Source organism: Rhodococcus sp. AW25M09 (assembly GCF_000333955.1).
Classification (GTDB): Bacteria; Actinomycetota; Actinomycetes; order Mycobacteriales; family Mycobacteriaceae; genus Rhodococcoides.
The window spans coordinates 74,854-91,948 of record NZ_CAPS01000068.1 but is presented as its reverse complement, the minus strand read 5'-3'; the positions used below and the strand labels follow the sequence as shown (position 1 = coordinate 91,948).

Sequence of the window (17,095 nt, the reverse complement as noted above, 5' to 3'; positions counted from 1 at the left end):
AGACGTGCACCTAGTTGCATAGTCACTGCGTTGCATACATACTCTCGGTTGTGGCTTTGGAACACGCAATTCTTGTTTCCCTCACCGAGCTCAGCGGCTCGGGGTACGAGCTCGCCCGACGTTTCGACAAGTCCATCGGCTTCTTCTGGAGCGCAACCCACCAGCAGATCTACCGGACGCTGACGCGAATGGACACTGCCGGATGGATCACCGGTGAAGCCGTGACGCAGGACGGCCGTCCGGACAAGAAGGTCTATTCCGTCAGCGCTGCCGGCCACTCCGAGCTCGATCGCTGGATTGCCGCACCGACCGATCCCTCGCAGCTACGCGAGGAGCTCGCCGTCAAGATTCGCGGTGCCGCCAACGGTGATGTCGATGCTCTCAAGGTCGAGGTCGCCCGTCACCGTGCTGTTCATGCCACCCGCCTCGACGTCTACCGACTGATCGAGAAGCAGGACTTTCCGGCCCCCGCTGCCCTCACCGGCACCGCATTGCACCAGTACCTGGTGCTGCGCGGCGGAATTCGCGTCGAAGAAGGATTCACCGAGTGGTGCACCGAGGTATTGGAGAAGCTGTGAAGACCGATCAGACCGTAGGTCCGTATCCGATTTTGTTGTCGCCGTTGGACGTCGGCGCGACCACGCTGAAGAACCGCGTGATCATGGGCTCGATTCATACCGGCCTGGAAGATCGCGCTAGCGACACCGGCAGGTTGGCCGCCTACTTCGCCGAGCGCGCCCGCGGCGGAGTCGCACTGATCATCACCGGGGGCTATGCCCCCAATCGCACCGGTTGGTTGCTGCCGTTCGGAGCCAAGCTGACCAACCGCATCGAAGCACGCCGACACCGCCGAATCACCGCGGCGGTGCACCGCGAGGGCGGCAAGATCGCTCTGCAGATCCTGCACGCCGGGCGCTACTCGTATCAGCCGCTGAGCGTGTCGGCCTCGTCGATCAAAGCTCCCATCAACCCCTTTCGGCCGCGGCGACTGACGTCGAGGGGAGTTCGTTGGCAGATCCGGAATTTCGTGCGCTGCGCCCGGCTCGCCCAGAGCGCCGGATACGACGGCGTCGAAATCATGGGCGGTGAGGGCTACTTCATCAATCAGTTCCTGTCCGAACGCACCAACAAGCGGCGCGACGAGTGGGGCGGTTCGGCCGCCAATCGCCGCCGGATGGCCGTGGAGATCGTGCGGCAGACACGGGCCGCGGTCGGGCCGGACTTCCTCATCGTGTTCCGGCTGTCGATGGCCGACCTCGTGGAACAGGGCCAGAGCTGGAACGACATCGTCGCGCTGGCGCAGGACGTCGAGGCCGCCGGTGCGAACATCATCAACACCGACATCGGGTGGCACGAGTCGAGGGTGCCGACCATCGTCACGTCGGTCCCGCGAGCTGCATTCGCGGACATCACCGGCAAGCTCGAGAAGCACGTGGCCATTCCGGTCGCCGCGTCCAATCGCATCAACATGCCCGAGATCGCCGAGAACATCCTCGCCCGCGGCGACGCGCAATTGATTGCGATGGCCAGGCCGATGCTGGCCGATCCGTTCTGGGTCGAGAAAGCCGCCGCCGACTCGGCGGACCAGATCAACACCTGCATTGCATGCAATCAGGCCTGCCTCGATCACGCCTTCGTGCACAAGAAGGTCTCCTGCCTGGTCAACCCGCGAGCCGGCCGTGAGATCGATCTGCAGCTGCTGCCGACCAAGACGACGAAGAAGGTCGCGGTCGTCGGAGCCGGGCCCGCAGGCCTGGCCGCCGCCCTGAACCTCGCGCAACGCGGACATGCCGTCAGCCTGTTCGAGGCCAGGAGCGAAATCGGCGGGCAGTTCGGAATCGCGCGACTCATTCCCGGCAAGGAGGAGTTCGCCGAAACGATCCGGTACTTCTCCAGCGCACTACGCAGCGAGGACGTCGCCGTTCACCTGGACACCCGAGTCACCGCCGCCGAACTGATTGCAGGCGAGTTCGACGAGGTGGTGCTCGCCACCGGCGTCACGCCCCGGATTCCCCGTATCCCCGGCATCGAGCACCCGTCGGTGCTGTCGTACGCGGAGCTGGTGCGCGACGGCAGGCCCGTCGGCGATCGGGTCGCGGTCATCGGTGCCGGCGGTATCGGCATCGACATCTCCGAATTCCTTACCACCGTCGCCTCCCCCACGTTGGATCTGAAGGAATGGAAGCAGGAGTGGGGCGTCACAGAGCCCGAGGCCGCACCGGGGGCGTTGACCACTCCGGTTCCCGCGCCGTCTCCGCGTGAGGTGTATCTACTGCAGCGCAAGTCCGGACGCATCGGTGCCGGCCTCGCGAAGACGACCGGTTGGGTTCATCGCGCAGCCCTCAAAGCCAAGGGCGTGCATCAGCTTTCGGGAGTGAACTACGAGAAGATCGACGACGCAGGGCTGCACATCTCGTTCGGAGAGAAGCACGAGCGCCCACGACTGCTCGAGGTCGACACCATCGTGATCTGCGCCGGGCAGGAATCCGTCCGTGACCTGGTCGACGAGCTCGAGACCGCGGGCACCGTCACCCACATCATCGGCGGTGCAGACGTCGCGGCGGAGCTCGATGCCAAGCGAGCGATCGAGCAAGGCACCCGGCTCGCGGCCACGATCTGATCTGTCCGCTAGCCTGTCTCACCGTGAGCCTGCCCAAGCCCAACCCCGATGCCCGCGCCGTCGTCACCGGAGCCTCTTCCGGTATCGGTGAAGCCCTGGCCACCGAACTCGCCGCCCGAGGTCACTCGCTGATTGTGGTGGCTCGACGCGGTGAACTGCTCGAGGCGCTGGCTGCGAAGCTCACTGCCGAGTACGGCGTGACCGTCGAGGTGCGGCAGTCGGATCTGTCGAATCGTCAGCAGCGGCAGGAGCTGGTCACCGAGCTGTCCGAACGTGAGATCTCGATTCTGTGCAACAACGCGGGGATCGCGACGTTCGGACCGTTGGCCGGGCTCGATCCTGCGTACGAACGCGACCAGGTCGAGCTCAATGCCGTTGCCGTGCACGATCTCACGTTGGCCGTCATGCCCGGCATGATCGGGCGCGGAGCAGGCGGCATCCTCATCACCGGATCCGCAGCAGGAAACATGGCCATCCCCAACAACGCGACCTACGCCGCAACCAAAGCCTTCGTCAATACGTTCTCCGAGTCGATACGCGGGGAGCTCGAAGGCACCGGGGTCAACGTCACCCTGCTCGCTCCCGGCCCGGTGCGCACCGAGACACCCGACCCGGCCGAGGCCTCGATCGTGGACAAGATGGTCCCAGACTTCCTGTGGATCGACAGCGCGTACACCGCGAAGGTGTCACTGGACGGCCTGGAGAAGAACAAGATGCGCGTCGTACCCGGCGTGCTGAGCAAAGGCATGTCCGTCGCTGGGCAGTACAGCCCGCGCAGCATCTCCGCACCGATCATCGGCAGCTTCTACAAGAAGCTGGGAAACTGACTGCGCATCAGCGCCTTCGGCGCCGTCCGGTTCCGAAGATACTGCGCGATATTTCGCGTCCGGCCGCCGACGCAGCAGATCGCAGAAAGCTCTTGACCGCCGGATTGTCCATGATCCGTTCTGCGGCCGACGGTCCGTCCGGCTCGCTCGGGGATAGATCCGGCAGATCCGCGGGCAGGGGCGGGATGTCGAACTTCTCGGCCGGAGCGGGCACGTTCGCCACCCGGGCCTGCATCCGTTCGTAGGCAGACTCGCGATCGATCGTCTGCCGATATTTCACGGACAGTGAGCTCGACGACGCGGCCGCCATGATCGCGTCGTTGCCGATGGTGTCCATCAGCGAGCGGGGCGGGCGAATCTTCGTCCACGCCACCGGCGTCGGAGCGCCTCCCTCCGAGAGGACCGTCACGATCGCCTCACCGGTCCCGAGCGAGGTCAGAGCTTTCTCGAGGTCGTACGCGTCGGTCTTGGGGTACGTGCGCACCGTCTTGTTCAGCGCCTTCTGATCGTCGGGGGTGAACGCGCGCAGGGCATGCTGAATGCGTGCGCCCAATTGCGAGAGAACATCGTTGGGGACGTCGGTGGGCAGCTGCGTGCAGAAGAAGACGCCGACGCCCTTGGACCGAATGAGCTTTACGGTCTGCTCGACCTGCTGCAGAAACGCCTTCGACGCATCGGCGAAGAGCAGGTGCGCTTCGTCGAAGATGAAGACAAGTTTGGGCTTGTCGATATCGCCGACCTCGGGCAGCGTCTGGAAAAGGTCGGCGAGCACCCACATCAGGAACGTGGAGAACATGACCGGACGCGATGCCTGCGCTCCGAGCTCGAACAGTGTGATGATGCCTCGCCCGTCCGGTCCGACGCGCAGCAGATCCTCGGTCTCGAGCTCCGGCTCGCCGAAGAAGGTGTCGCCGCCGTCCGCTTCGAGGTTGACCAGCGAGCGCAGAATCACCCCTGCGGTCGCCGAGGAGACACCGCCGATGCCCTTCAGGTCTGCCTTGCCCTCGTCACTCGTCAGATGCATGATCACCGACCTCAGGTCCTTGAGGTCGAGCAGGGCGAGCCCCTGGGAGTCTGCCCAATGGAAGATCAGGCCGAGGGTCGATTCCTGAGTTTTGTTCAGCCCCAGCACTTTACTGAGCAGAATCGGTCCGAACGCGGTGATGGTGGCGCGCACCGGCACTCCGATTCCTTCGGTGCCGAGCGAGAGGAACTCCACCGGGTGGCCGGCGGGTGTCCAGTCCTGAACACCGGTCTCCACAGCTCGGCTGCGGATTTTCTCGTTCTCCTCGCCCGGCTTCGACAGGCCGGACAAGTCGCCTTTGACATCGGCCATGACGACGGGAACACCTGCAGCACAGAGCTGCTCGGCAATGCCCTGCAGAGTTTTCGTCTTACCGGTTCCGGTGGCCCCGGCAACGAGACCGTGCCGGTTCAACGTGGCCAACGGAATTCGAATGGCGGCAGCGGGGTCGGTGACACCATCGAGCACCACGGTGCCCAGTTCCAGCGCGGCGCCCGAAGAGGCGTATCCGGCGGCGATCTCGGCAGCTTTTCCGGTCGCGGTCGGCGCCTGCCCCTGCTCAGCGGCGAGCGCCTCGGCTTCGGCGGCGTCGGCCGCGGCCAGCGCCTCGGCAGCCACCCGTGCAGCTTCGACGGCGGCAGCCTTGGCCGCCTTCGCCTTCTCTGCAGGACTGAGCGTAGGTGCCGGCTGCGTCGGGTCGACTGTCATGTCCGCGTCCTCCAAGAACGTGTGCTGTTGCTGAACTGGTTCGATCGCCACCGCAAACCCTAGCGGCTGTAGTACGCGCACTACTGTGGAGCGAGTGCAGGACAAACTCGTGTGGATCGACTGTGAAATGACCGGCTTGGATCTGAGTAAGGACAAGCTGATCGAAATTGCTGCGCTGGTGACCGACAGCGAGCTCAATATCCTCGGGGAGGGCATCGACATCGTCATTCATGCCGACGACGATGCGCTGGCGAACATGCCTGCCGTCGTCACCGCCATGCACGCCAAATCTGGCTTGACCGATGAGGTGCGCGCGTCGGAGGTGTCTCTCGAGGAGGCCGAGCAGCGCGTGCTGGCGTACATCAAGGAGCACGTCCCGGTAGCCGGGACGGTGCCGCTCGCCGGCAACTCGATCGCCACCGACCGTGGGTTCATCTCTCGCGACATGAACACCCTCGATACCTACCTCCACTACCGAATGATCGACGTCAGCTCGATCAAGGAACTTTCCCGACGGTGGTACCCGCGGATCTACTACGGACAGCCCCCCAAGGGTTTGGCGCACCGTGCTCTCGCGGACATCAAGGAGTCCATCAAAGAGCTGCAGTACTACCGCCGTACGGCATTCGTGGCACAGCCAGGGCCGTCGACCAGCGACATCGCGGCTGTCGTTCAAGATCTCGACACGCAATCAGGGGCGGATTAGCAACCGTGGATTCAACCCGCTAGTATTGTCGACGCTGCTGATGCAGAGCCCGAAAAGGTTCTGCGGACGCGTGCAATGGTGGGCGTAGTTCAGCTGGTAGAGCACCAGGTTGTGATCCTGGATGTCGCGGGTTCGAGTCCCGTCGCTCACCCCATACGAAGAAGGCCGGTCTCCTCGCGAGACCGGCCTTTTTCGTGCGTCGACATCGCCGGAGTCGAGTCGTTCCGCAGTCCCCACAACCGCCCTGACCTCGAATTACGTTGTTGTAATTCGACTCTCGAAGTTCCCTGTGGGGTAGATGTGACGTACGGTAACCATTGGCACTTTTGGGGAAGAAAAGTACCAATGTGATTCATGTGTTTTCTGCTACGTGAGCTCAGCGTGCCCCGAAGCGTCACCGAACATGTTCTTACGTCCAGCTCGCACCCATCCGACGGGTGCGCGGTGGGCGCAGACGAGGAGGCTTTTTCGTGGGTCGCAGAATGCACAGAGTCATAGCGGGTTCGATCTTGTCGGCGGCACTGTGCATCGGCACAACCGGCTTGCTCAGCCCAGCGGTGGCCACCGCACAACCCACGATCGACTTGCCCCAGATCCCGATCCCCCAGCCCGACGCGCAGCAGCGGGCCGCGATCCTCGCCGCCGTGCTCGACGCCACCGGCGTACTCATCAACCAGGTCGCTGCCTTGGTTCTCGACGGCGACGTACTCTCGGCACCGGACACATCCGACGCACCGAGCGCCGCGGACCTCCCCGAGGTCACAATCCCGATCGCGCCGCCGGCCATCGGACTCGGCGGTTCAGTGCTCCCCATCGATGCAGGCAAGTACCGCATCACTTCGGGCTACGGTGGACGTAACAACCCGACGGGCTACGGCGCTCAGTACCACCAGGGTGTGGACCTGGCTGCGGACAGCGGGACCCCGATCCACGCGGTCACCGGCGGAACCGTCGTTCAGGCCGGAGATGCGGGCGACGGCTACGGCAAGCTCGTCCGGGTCAAGAGTGGCAACACCGAGACCTATTACGGACATCAGTCCAGCATCGCGGTGTCCGTCGGCGACGAGGTCGCACCGGGAGAAGTCCTCGGGGCGGTCGGCAGCACGGGCAATTCGACCGGACCACATCTGCACTTCGAGGTGCGCAACAACGGCTCGAGCATCGAACCGATGGCATACCTGAAGACGCTGGGAATCGATCCCACGCTCTATCAGACCCGCGACCGCAGCTGACCGACGCTCCAGGGGCCGATCAGACCGTGGTGGCGTTGCCCGCTTTCCACTTGTCCCACGGAATGTTCCAGTCGCCAAGTCCGTCGGTGCCCGACAGAGTTCCACCGACGGTGTTCTTCACCACGGCAATGTCGCCGCGCTTGGTGTTGTCGTACACCCATTTGGCGTTGGTAGGACTGAGATTCAGGCAACCGTGCGAGGTGTTCGAGTAGCCCTGCTGCCCCACCGACCACGGTGCCGAATGGAAGAAGATGCCGCTGTAGGACATTCGTGTCGCCCAGTCGACCGGCGTGCGGTAGCCAGTCGACGAATCGACCGGAACGCCGTACGTCGACGAATCCATCACGAGGTGATCGAAACGGTCACCGATGATGTAGACGCCGTTGTCGGTGGGCGTGCTGTCCTTACCCATCGACGTCGGCATGGTGATCACGTCCTGGCCATTGACGTTGAACGTCACCTGCTTGGTGCTGTCGTCGGCGGTGGCGATCACGGCATCGCCGATCGTGAAGGACGTCGTGGCATCCTCCTGCCCGAAGATGTCGTCACCGAGATCGCGCCCGTACACGTTCACCGCCACGTCGACTTCGGTGCCGGGGGCCCAGTAGTTCTGCGGCCGCCAGCGAACTTCTTTGTTGTTGACCCAGTAGAACGCGCCTTCGACGGCAGGCGTCGTGGTGACCGTGATCGCGTTCTGCGCAGCAACCTTGTCGGTGATCTGTTCGTCGAACTGGACCGCGACGGGCTGTCCGATGCCCACGATGGCACCGGGATTCGGCAGGACATAGGGCTTGGTGAAGTTTCCGGGCTGACTGGTGGTGAAGCTCGTGACGGTGCTCGACGCTCCCCCGACTCCGTAGGCATCGGCCTGTACGCGGTACTCGCGGTCGTAACCGAGCGGTTCGGTGTTGGTCCACGACAAACCGTCGGGAGAAATGGCTCCCGACACAGGCTTGCCTGCCGGGTCGAGCATCGTCACCGAGGACAACTTGCCGTCGGCCACCGAGACGGACACCGGATCGGCGGGCGAGAATCCGACTGCTCCGTCGACGACGCTCGCAGTCACTTTCGGTTTCATCAGCTCGGTCATCGGGTTGGAATCGATCGGCACCGACGGTTCGGAGATGTCCGATGCAGAACTGCATCCCGACAGGACCGCTACCGAAGCAACGACTCCCACCGCGGCGAGTACGAATCCGCGATACACCCTCATCAACACACCACTTCCCACTTCGAGCCCGACCCGGACGATTGTCCAGCGCAGAATCTTCACATTCCACTCGACAGCCCGTTCGATGAATAACGTTCGAGTACCAATCGCGGTGCGCAATGTTCGTGTTACCTCCCGACCGAGTCCGGTTAGCTCCGCGGCAGAACATCACCGGGCCTCGCGCAGGACGGTGAGGACAACGTCATGTTCGGCTAACTGACGTGTAACGGTCGCGCACCCTGGGCCGGGCACTGTGGAATCCATGGCCACCACTGTGAAGACACTCTGCGCCTACTGCGGCGTGGGATGCGGCATGGTGCTCGAGGTCGGCGGTCTTTCCTCGTCCTCTGATGCGAGGCCGAGCAGGTCCGTCGTCACCAAGTCCGTCGGGGACAAGTCCCACCCGGCCAACTTCGGTCGGCTGTGCACCAAGGGAACGACTACGGCGGACATGCTCGCCGGGCCCGGACGGCTGGAGAAAGCGCAGATTCGGCACCGGCGCGGTGAGCGCCCGGAAAGCATGGACGCCTCGGTGGCGATCAACGACACCGCTGGACGCCTCCGAACCATCATCGACGAACACGGTCCGGACGCGGTCGCGCTGTATGTGTCGGGGCAGATGTCGATCGAGGCGCAGTATCTGGCGAACAAGCTGGCCAAGGGGTTCATCGGTACCAATCAGATCGAATCCAACTCCCGGCTGTGCATGGCGAGTGCGGGAACCGGCTACAAGCAATCGCTGGGAGCCGACGGCCCGCCGGGATCGTACGAGGACTTCGACCACGCCGACGTGTTCTTGGTCATCGGCTCGAACATGGCCGACTGCCACCCCATTCTGTTCCTGCGGATGATGGATCGCGTCAAGGCGGGCGCGAAGCTGATCGTCGTCGATCCACGACGCACGGCCACGGCGGACAAGGCACACCTGCATCTGCAACTCGAACCGGGATCGGACCTGGCCCTGCTCAACGGACTGCTCGCTCTGATCGTCAAGGACGGCAACACCGACCCCGAATTCATCGCTGACTTCACCGGCGGATGGGACGCGATGCCGGACTTCCTCGCCGATTACGCACCGGAGAAAGTCTGTACTGCAACGGGTCTGGACGAGCACGAACTACGTGCCGCGGCAACGATGATCGGCACCGCGAAGAACTGGATGAGCTGCTGGACCATGGGCCTCAACCAGTCGACGCACGGAACCTGGAACACCAACGCGTTGTGCAACCTCCACCTGGCAACCGGTGCCATCTGCAAGACTGGCAGCGGGCCGTTCTCCCTCACCGGCCAACCGAACGCCATGGGTGGGCGGGAAATGGGTTACATGGGCCCCGGATTGCCGGGCCAGCGTGCGGTCGGCAACGACGCCGACAGGGACTTCGTCGAGGATCGATGGGGCATTCCGCGCGGAACTCTGCGCACCGATGTCGGCGGCGGAACCATCGAGATGTTCTCCAAGCTGGCCGCGGGCGAGATCAAGGCATGCTGGATAATCTGCACCAATCCTGTTGCGTCGGTAGCAAACCGGACCACAGTGATCGACGGTCTCGACCGCGCCGAGTTGGTGATCACCCAGGATGCATTTGCCGATACCGAAACGAACGCCTACGCCGATGTGATGTTGCCCGCCGCTCTGTGGACGGAGGCCGAGGGCGTGATGGTCAATTCCGAGCGCAACCTGACTCTGTTTCAGCCGGCAGTCGAGGCACCGGGCGGGGCACTGCCGGATTGGAAGATCATCGCCGACATGGCCTGCGCACTGGGGTATTCGGAGGCATTCACCTATACGAGCGCCGAGGAGGTGTTCGAGGAGATCAAGCAATTCTGGAACCCGAACACCGGTTACGACATCCGCGGAGTGACCTACGAGGGTCTACGCCAGGCCCCCATCCAATGGCCGTGTCCCCCCGATGCAGCGACGACCAGACACCCGATCCGCTACCTGAACGACGGAGTCAGCCAACGGCAACGGGTATCCGAGGATGGTTCGGTTCCGGCGCTGTCCTTCCCCAACCCGAGCGGGCGGGCCCAGTTCTTCGCCAGGCCGGCCATGCTGCCGGCCGAGATGCCCGACGACGACTATCCGTTTCTGCTCAACACCGGTCGGCTACCGCATCAGTGGCACACCATGACCAAGACCGGCAAAGTCGCCAAGCTGAACAAACTCGATTCCGGGCCCTTCATCGAGGTGCACCCCCTCGATGCCGAGCGACTCAGCGTGACCGCCGGCGACAGCATCGAGGTCGCTTCCCGCCGAGGGCGCGCTGTTCTCCCAGCTGTGATCAGCGATCGCGTCCTCCCTGGCAACTGTTTCGCACCGTTTCACTGGAACGACGAGTTCGGCGAGGACCTGGCGATCAACGCGGTCACCAACGACGCCATCGATCCGTATTCTCAACAACCCGAGTTCAAGGCCTGTGCTGTCGTGCTCACCAAAATTGCTGCAGCCCTGCAGGCGTCGCCCTCGAGGCATGACAGTGTGGACGATCCCGTCGATGCTCTCGCCGCGATCGTCGGCCGACCTTCTCGTCCCGCAGAACCGCTCACCACCATGGAACAACGTTACGTCGCCGGGCTTATCGAAGGTCTCGGCAGCGCCGCGGGGCGCAGTGCCGCGGGCACTCCTACTCTGCCGCTCAGGACTCCCCTGTCCCCCGAGAATCACGCATGGCTCGACGGCGTTCTCGCTGGTTTGTACTCACGTTCACCCGAGGCCGGCGGTGCCGCCGCCGACATTGCGGCCGATGCTGCTGATTCCTCGCGTCCAGCTGTGTTTTTGCTGTGGGCCTCTCAGACCGGCACCGCAGAGGAGTACGCCCAGTCCTGCCTGTCCCACCTGCGGGGAGCAGGACTGAACATCGCCGAGTACTCGATGGACTCGTTCACCGTCGATCGGTTGCCCGCCGAGGCAGACGTGCTGATCGTCAGCAGCACCACCGGCGATGGCGAAGCACCTGACAATGGGGCGACGTTCTGGGACAGCCTTGTCGCCGAGTCCGCACCGGCGCTACCCGGAATCCGCTATGCCGTGCTCGCGTTCGGCGATTCGAGCTACGCCGACTTCTGCGGTCACGGCCGAAGGATCGACGAGCGTCTCAGCGAGTTGGGTGCCCAGCGACTGCTCGACAGAGTCGATTGCGAACCCGACTACGAGGGCGAGGCGGCCACGTGGCTCGATGCCGTGGTCGACACGCTCTGTCGCGACGGCGACGCCCCGGCCGACGCGGCACGAGTGGACGTCACCGAACCTCACGTCGTGCACGTAACGAGAGACACCGAGTCGGAGAGATACAGCAAGAAGTCCCCGCTCGTGACCACTGTCGTGCGCAATCGAGTGCTGACCGCGCGCGGGTCCATCAAAGACGTTCGTCAACTGGGGTTTCATCTGCCCGACGGCACACTCGAATACGAGGCCGGAGACGCACTCGGCGTCTGGCCTCGCAACAGCAGCAGCTTCGTGGACGAGTGGCTACTCGCTACCGGCCTGGACGGCCAGGCAGTGGTCGACCTCACCGGGCACGACTCGATGACGTTGCACACGGCGCTCAGTAGCCACCTCGAAATTGCGCGTGCAACAACGGATCTGCTGAAGTTCGTGCATCGACGGACCGCGGACGACGATCTCGAATCGATGCTGCATCCCGACAACCGACCTGCGCTGTCCGACTGGATGTGGGGTCGCCAGTCGATCGATGTGCTTGCCGCCCATCCGGTTCGGGCCTCGGTCGAAGACTGGTTGGGCGTGCTCAAGCCGCTGCAGCCGCGTTTGTATTCCATTTCGTCGAGCCCGAAGGAGAACCCCAACGAGGTGCAGGTGACCGTGTCGGCGGTGCGGTACAACGTGCACGGAGTTCCCCGACGCGGAGTGTGTTCGACCTATTTGGCCGACCACGCGGCGAACCACGATGTGGGGATCTTCGTTCAGAGGTCCTCGCACTTCAAGCCGCCGGACGACCCCGCTACCCCGATGATCATGGTTGGCCCGGGAACCGGAGTCGCCCCGTTCAGGGCTTTTCTGCACGAGCGTCGGGCACTCGGGCACACCGGTCCCAATTGGCTGTTCTTCGGTGAACAGCACGCAGATACCGACTTCTACTACCGCGACGAACTGACCGCGATGCTGAGCGACGGTTCGTTGAATCGCTTGGATGTGGCGTTCTCACGCGATCAGAAGGACAAGGTCTACGTCCAGGATCGAATGCGCGAGTACGGCGCAGAGCTGTGGAACTGGATTCACCGCGGTGCTCATTTCTACGTCTGCGGCGATGCGTCCCGCATGGCCAAGGACGTCGATGCTGCGCTGAAGGGCGTGGTGGCCCAACACGGCAAGCTCGCACCGAGCAGCGCCGAAGCCTACGTCAAAGCTCTTGCTGCAGAAAAGCGATACGTGCGCGACGTCTACTGAGAAGTCGGTGGAACAGTGCGGGTCAGGAACTCGAGCTGATCTTCCACTACCCGCTCGAATGCCTCGCCCAGGTAGATCTCGAAGTGACCGGCGGCGTAGGTCTTGATCTCACCCAGCGGTGCCGTCCGTGCGTAGCGCAGCGTGGCCTCGGCCGGCGCTACCGAGTCCGTCTCGCAGACGACGAACAAGATGGGACAGCGAACGTCCTTTGCCCGACGCCCGGGCCGGTGCCGCACGATCTGCAACGCAACTCTGGCCGCGACCCGGTTGTGGAACGACTCGTCGGCATCCGGCGCAAGTGCCAGGTAACCGTCGTAGCTGTCGGGAGAGGTCATCAATGCCGTCGTCCCAGGCCGTCCGGCCGTCGACACCATCAGTGGCGGCCGCCCGATCATCGACCCCGCCAGATCCCCCAGCGCACGGACGGACAGCTTCATCGACGTCAAGGTGCTCGACGCGAGTCCCGATGCGATTCCGTCGGTGAACGGACACTGTGCAACCACGGCTGCTACCCGCTGGTCTCGGGCACCGGCCACGATGACATGCCCTCCGCCGAACGACGAGCCCCACAGGACGATTCGAGACGTGTCCACATCCGATCGGGAACGAGCGTGGGCAATAGCAGAAGCCCAGTCCTGGAGCTGCGATTCGATATCGAGTAGCTGTCGTGGTTCTCCGCCGCTCGCCCCGAAGTAGCGATAATCGAAGACGAGGCAGGCATACCCTGCGGCTCGAAAACGCTCCGCGTAGGCGTCCAGTCGCATTTCCCGAGTTCCGCCGAGCCCGTGCCCCATGACGATCACCGGTGCAGGATGGGTGCCGTTCGGAAGGTAGAGCCACGCCGCGCAGGCGTCCCCGTGTGAATCGAATGTCACGTCGATGCGATCAGGTACCGAGCCCCCCGGCTGCGAATTCATGGGCAGACACTAGCCCACGACAGGCGAATCGGTCGATCACCGACCGGAGTGCTCCGCGGCATAGGCGTCGACACGTCCGTAGGCGATCTTGGGCGTCCAGTCTCGATGCACCAGCCCGAAGTTCTGCTCGACGTCGGAGGTGTCCGACCCCGAGTCACGCACCGAGTAGACGAATGCAGGGCCCAGCCAGTCGTTACCGACGACTGCATCGAGGACGATCCCGATGGTGTCGGACTGCGTCTGTTCATCGACGCTGTTGGGGTTGGTACCGGTCGGTGCTCCGAATTCGGTGATCCAGATCTGCTTGTTCGCATCGCCTCCGGCAACCATCACATCACGCATCGACCACATTTTCATGGCGGTATTCCACGACGCCGTGTCGGGGTCGTTGGGCAGCCGACCTGCGCGCTCGACAGAGCGAGTTGGAAGCTGCGGCCAGCGGAGATCAATTGGTCGTACTGTCCAACCCCGAGCAGAGTACGGTGCCGGTCTCGCCGAAACCGCTGTCCGAGGCTCTCGTCGCCGCACTCGCCGCATTCATCGTCGCTGCCGAGCTGATCGTGTTGCTTCGGGGCCGAATCAGCCGCAAACCTTCTCGCTCGTGGGCCCGTCGCGCATCGCGTAAGTTCGGGGCCCACTTCGACCCGGCGACCGGCGACGCCGTGCCTCCCCTGGTGGCATCGAGGATCGCTGCTCTCGAGCGCGGCGACCGGTCCACGACCGGGGCTCGTCACGCCGCACCCAGGGGCGAGAGCGTGATCGTGTTTCTCGTCGGTGAGGGAGCCGATTCCGAACGATCCGACGACGTGCGATCCGACGGCGGCGGTGCAACGACCCGACGGCGCAGAGCAACAGCCGAATACGGATTGTCGGAGGACTGGTGGCACTACACCGACGTGGGTGACGTCGAGAGTGTCGTGATCATGGTGTCGACACGGGGCCGAGACAAGAAGGCCGCCACCGCGGCGCTTCGACGCCTCGACGAGTTCGACATCCCCGTTCATCTTGTCCTGCAGAGCAAGAACACAGACCGCCGTGTGGAACCGACCACGCAGACGACCGCGATGGAGGAACGCCGCGATGCCAGCTGACCGAATCGCCATCGTTCACGAACGGTTCACCGAGATTGCTGGATCGGAACATGTCATCGAGCAGCTCGCTCTGCACTGGCCTGCTGCTGAAGTGTTCGCACCCATCGCCCGGCCGGCAGGCGTTCCGACCGGACTCGTCCGAGCACCACACACGTCGGGCCTGAACAGGATCTACAACGCAGTGGGACAACGCTCCTACGCGCCCGTACTGCCCCTGATGCCGCTCGCGTTCAGACGTATGCCACTGCGCGGGTTCGACGCCGTGGTGGTGAGCCATCACGCATTCGCCACGCAGGCGGTGTTCGCCACCGACTCACCGGTGATCGCGTACGTGCACAGCCCGGCGCGCTGGGCGTGGGATCCGGCACTGCGGGCGGGGGAAGGTGGCGGCAGAGCAGGAGCAGCGATCCTGACGGCGTTGTCGGCCGTGGCCCGCCGGTGCGAGATCGACGCGGCACCGAAATTGACCACGGTGGTGGCCAATTCGACCGCGGTCGCGCAGCGTATCGACGACTGGTGGCACCGCAGTGACGCGGTCGTCGTCCATCCACCAGTCGACACCGAAGGCTTCACGCCGGACCCGTCCGTGAAGCGAGAGGACTTCTTCCTGCTCGCGGGCCGCCTGGTTCCCTACAAGCGCCCGGACATCGCCGTGCGCGCCGCCGCCGAGGCCGATGTTCCTCTTGTGGTGGCCGGAGACGGACGAGCCATGAATGCCTGCCGGGAACTGGCAGGCCCCAAAACGACTTTTCTGGGCCGAGTTTCGCACGAGAAGCTGCTGCAACTGCATCGGACGACCCGCGCCCTGCTGATGCCGGGAGTGGAGGACTTCGGAATCGTTCCCGTCGAGTCCATGGCCACCGGAACGCCGGTGATCGCGTTGGGCGACGGTGGTGCCATGGACTCGGTGATACCGGGGAGAACCGGAGTGCATGTGGCACCGGGTTCCGACGAGGCGGTCGTCGCCGGATTCACCGAAGCGATGAGGTCGTTCGCTCCCGGAGACTTCGACCGCAACGAGATTCGTACGTGGGCGGAGGGCTTTTCGAGGGCCAACTTCCGCAGTCGTATGCAGGAGGTCGTCGATGCCGTCCGCTGAACGTAGATATCGCGCGACCGCGCTGGACCGCGTCTTCGCCGACACCCGAATAGTGACCGCTGTCGGTCCTGTTCGCGGACTCGACATCGAGCGCACGCGCCGAACGCTTGCCGCCGCCGAGCGAGTCGACGACGCGCCCCACGTTGCGCTCGAACCGCGATCGGATGCACGACAGTGGCACTACCGCAATGGAATTGCCGGCGACAATGTCATTTCGAGTACTGCTGCCACCGAGGATCTGGGCCGCGTACTGACCGACATTCGAGCGCGTGGCGGTGAGCGAGGACCACTCGAGGTGATCGTGTTCGACGACTATCTCGCTGTCGACTACTCACACGGAATCGGTGACGGTCAGATAGGCGTGATGATGTTGGCGGCATTCTGCGACGACGCCGACGGGGCTTTGGTTCCCGGCCTCGCCGCCGGAATACCGGCGGGTATGACATGGAAAGCATTGTGGCGTCACTATTCTCGCAATCCTCGGACTCTCGGGGCCTTCTGGAAGCTGCGAGCGCGTCATCGAGCGCAAGCCGATGCCGACACTCCCCGTCGCCGTATCGACAACTGGGAAGACAGCAAGGTCAGCCGAGCCGGGTACATGGACAGAGCACGTGTCGACGAACTCAAACGCTGGACTGCCGAGAACACTCCAGGCGCGACCTCGGCGGCGATCTCGATCGCGCTGGTGAGTGCGGCACTGCGTGCCGAGAGTATCGACGTCGACGAGCGCATCATGGTCTTGTTCAACAACAGACGTTATCTCGATCCGGCGCAGCAGGGCTCGCACGGAAATTTCGCCGTCGGCATCCCACTGCGTATTCCGGCCGCCACCTCGCCCCACGAGATCGCCGGCATCATGCGCGAGGTGATCGAATCCGGCTGGCCCATAGCAATACTGGGAATGTCACAGCTACGGGATGCAACCTCGAGGATTCGATCTTCTGGTCGGCAGCAGCACGCCGATTCGGTGACCGAAGTTTCGGACACGTTGAGGCTGGCCGTCAGTGACCTCGGAAAATTACGAATTTTCGACCATCTCGAATGGGCCGACGATGCCGGACCACCGCAGGTAGCGGCATCGCTCGAGCCCGACGGCCCGGACGGCTGCACGATGCTCATCGCCGAAGTCGCGGGCGGGCGCACCTACACGGCCTCGTTCTGCTCCGAAATGGTCGGCGTCGCCGTCATGGACGCAGCACTGCGTCGTATCTGCGAAGACCCCGTCGCCCTGCTGCGCGATGCGCACTGAACTAGGA

Annotated in this window: 13 protein-coding genes and 1 tRNA gene; 10 read left to right on the top strand and 4 right to left on the bottom strand. The window is 63.9% G+C overall.

What is annotated here, in order from left to right; all coding sequences use genetic code 11:
* Positions 1 to 50 precede the first annotated feature (50 nt).
* Genes RHODMAR_RS13105 through cmrA form a run of 3 tightly spaced genes read left to right on the top strand, consistent with a single transcriptional unit; the run spans position 51 to position 3,447 of the window.
* Entirely contained in the window at positions 51 to 578 is a 528-nt protein-coding gene (locus RHODMAR_RS13105) for a PadR family transcriptional regulator (protein ID WP_042939048.1), read from the top strand.
* The gene (locus tag RHODMAR_RS13100) at positions 575 to 2,620 is read left to right on the top strand and encodes an NADPH-dependent 2,4-dienoyl-CoA reductase (protein WP_008715267.1); all 2,046 of its coding nucleotides are present in this window, start codon (positions 575 to 577) and stop codon (positions 2,618 to 2,620) included. Before RHODMAR_RS13105 ends, RHODMAR_RS13100 begins: the two co-directional genes overlap by 4 nt.
* A 23-nt stretch (positions 2,621 to 2,643) precedes the next feature.
* Positions 2,644 to 3,447 carry a mycolate reductase gene (gene cmrA, locus RHODMAR_RS13095; RefSeq protein ID WP_008715266.1) on the top strand — a complete coding sequence of 268 codons (804 nt, stop codon included), beginning with the start codon at positions 2,644 to 2,646 and terminating at the stop codon, positions 3,445 to 3,447.
* Positions 3,448 to 3,454: 7 nt separating this feature from the next.
* Here cmrA and RHODMAR_RS13090 read toward each other — a convergent pair whose 3' ends face one another.
* Positions 3,455 to 5,179, bottom strand: coding sequence for a helicase HerA-like domain-containing protein (locus tag RHODMAR_RS13090; protein ID WP_008715264.1), 1,725 nt, complete (start codon positions 5,177 to 5,179; stop codon positions 3,455 to 3,457).
* A gap of 94 nt (positions 5,180 to 5,273) precedes the next feature.
* Here RHODMAR_RS13090 and orn point away from each other — a divergent pair, with 94 nt between their 5' ends.
* The 3 genes from orn (at position 5,274) to RHODMAR_RS13075 (ending at position 7,117) form a co-directional block, all read left to right on the top strand.
* Positions 5,274 to 5,885, top strand: a complete 612-nt coding sequence (gene orn / locus RHODMAR_RS13085) for an oligoribonuclease (protein ID WP_081605992.1) — start codon at positions 5,274 to 5,276, stop codon at positions 5,883 to 5,885.
* Positions 5,886 to 5,963: 78 nt separating this feature from the next.
* Positions 5,964 to 6,039: transfer RNA gene (locus RHODMAR_RS13080), tRNA-His, on the top strand.
* 328 nt (positions 6,040 to 6,367) lie between these two features.
* On the top strand, positions 6,368 to 7,117 hold the full coding sequence (locus RHODMAR_RS13075; protein WP_232433647.1) for a M23 family metallopeptidase: 750 nt from the start codon (positions 6,368 to 6,370) through the stop codon (positions 7,115 to 7,117).
* Positions 7,118 to 7,136: 19 nt separating this feature from the next.
* Here RHODMAR_RS13075 and RHODMAR_RS13070 read toward each other — a convergent pair whose 3' ends face one another.
* Positions 7,137 to 8,330, bottom strand: a complete 1,194-nt coding sequence (locus tag RHODMAR_RS13070; RefSeq protein WP_008715258.1) for a L,D-transpeptidase — start codon at positions 8,328 to 8,330, stop codon at positions 7,137 to 7,139.
* A gap of 259 nt (positions 8,331 to 8,589) precedes the next feature.
* Between RHODMAR_RS13070 and RHODMAR_RS13065 the strand changes: the two genes are divergently transcribed.
* Complete coding sequence (locus RHODMAR_RS13065) at positions 8,590 to 12,732, top strand: bifunctional nitrate reductase/sulfite reductase flavoprotein subunit alpha (RefSeq protein ID WP_008715255.1); 4,143 nt, start codon at positions 8,590 to 8,592, stop codon at positions 12,730 to 12,732.
* Here the strand turns inward: RHODMAR_RS13065 and RHODMAR_RS13060 are convergent.
* On the bottom strand, positions 12,726 to 13,649 hold the full coding sequence (locus RHODMAR_RS13060) for an alpha/beta hydrolase (protein ID WP_008715253.1): 924 nt from the start codon (positions 13,647 to 13,649) through the stop codon (positions 12,726 to 12,728). The two genes, RHODMAR_RS13065 and RHODMAR_RS13060, sit on opposite strands and share 7 nt — an antisense overlap.
* Before the next feature lie 36 nt (positions 13,650 to 13,685).
* A complete protein-coding gene (locus RHODMAR_RS13055) occupies positions 13,686 to 14,006 on the bottom strand; it encodes a hypothetical protein (protein WP_051048010.1) in 321 nt (106 codons plus the stop codon).
* A gap of 92 nt (positions 14,007 to 14,098) precedes the next feature.
* On the opposite strand from RHODMAR_RS13055, the gene RHODMAR_RS13050 reads away from it, so the two are divergent.
* Genes RHODMAR_RS13050 through RHODMAR_RS13040 form a run of 3 tightly spaced genes read left to right on the top strand, consistent with a single transcriptional unit; the run spans position 14,099 to position 17,088 of the window.
* The gene (locus tag RHODMAR_RS13050; protein WP_008715250.1) at positions 14,099 to 14,740 is read left to right on the top strand and encodes a hypothetical protein; all 642 of its coding nucleotides are present in this window, start codon (positions 14,099 to 14,101) and stop codon (positions 14,738 to 14,740) included.
* Positions 14,730 to 15,839, top strand: coding sequence for a glycosyltransferase (locus tag RHODMAR_RS13045; protein WP_042939046.1), 1,110 nt, complete (start codon positions 14,730 to 14,732; stop codon positions 15,837 to 15,839). Before RHODMAR_RS13050 ends, RHODMAR_RS13045 begins: the two co-directional genes overlap by 11 nt.
* On the top strand, positions 15,826 to 17,088 hold the full coding sequence (locus RHODMAR_RS13040) for a hypothetical protein (protein ID WP_008715248.1): 1,263 nt from the start codon (positions 15,826 to 15,828) through the stop codon (positions 17,086 to 17,088). The genes RHODMAR_RS13045 and RHODMAR_RS13040 overlap by 14 nt, the downstream gene beginning before the upstream one ends.
* The last annotated feature ends 7 nt before the right edge of the window (positions 17,089 to 17,095 follow it).

Excerpts from the sequence above, each read along its gene's own strand:
- RHODMAR_RS13090 (WP_008715264.1), bottom strand. The coding sequence starts at position 5,179 with ATGACAGTCGACCCGACGCAGCCGGCACCTACGCTCAGTCCTGCAGAG.
- RHODMAR_RS13075 (WP_232433647.1), top strand. The coding sequence starts at position 6,368 with ATGCACAGAGTCATAGCGGGTTCGATCTTGTCGGCGGCACTGTGCATC.
- RHODMAR_RS13070 (WP_008715258.1), bottom strand. The coding sequence starts at position 8,330 with ATGAGGGTGTATCGCGGATTCGTACTCGCCGCGGTGGGAGTCGTTGCT.
- RHODMAR_RS13065 (WP_008715255.1), top strand. The coding sequence starts at position 8,590 with ATGGCCACCACTGTGAAGACACTCTGCGCCTACTGCGGCGTGGGATGC.
- RHODMAR_RS13060 (WP_008715253.1), bottom strand. The coding sequence starts at position 13,649 with ATGAATTCGCAGCCGGGGGGCTCGGTACCTGATCGCATCGACGTGACA.
- RHODMAR_RS13055 (WP_051048010.1), bottom strand. The coding sequence starts at position 14,006 with ATGAAAATGTGGTCGATGCGTGATGTGATGGTTGCCGGAGGCGATGCG.
- RHODMAR_RS13045 (WP_042939046.1), top strand. The coding sequence starts at position 14,730 with ATGCCAGCTGACCGAATCGCCATCGTTCACGAACGGTTCACCGAGATT.
- RHODMAR_RS13040 (WP_008715248.1), top strand. The coding sequence starts at position 15,826 with ATGCCGTCCGCTGAACGTAGATATCGCGCGACCGCGCTGGACCGCGTC.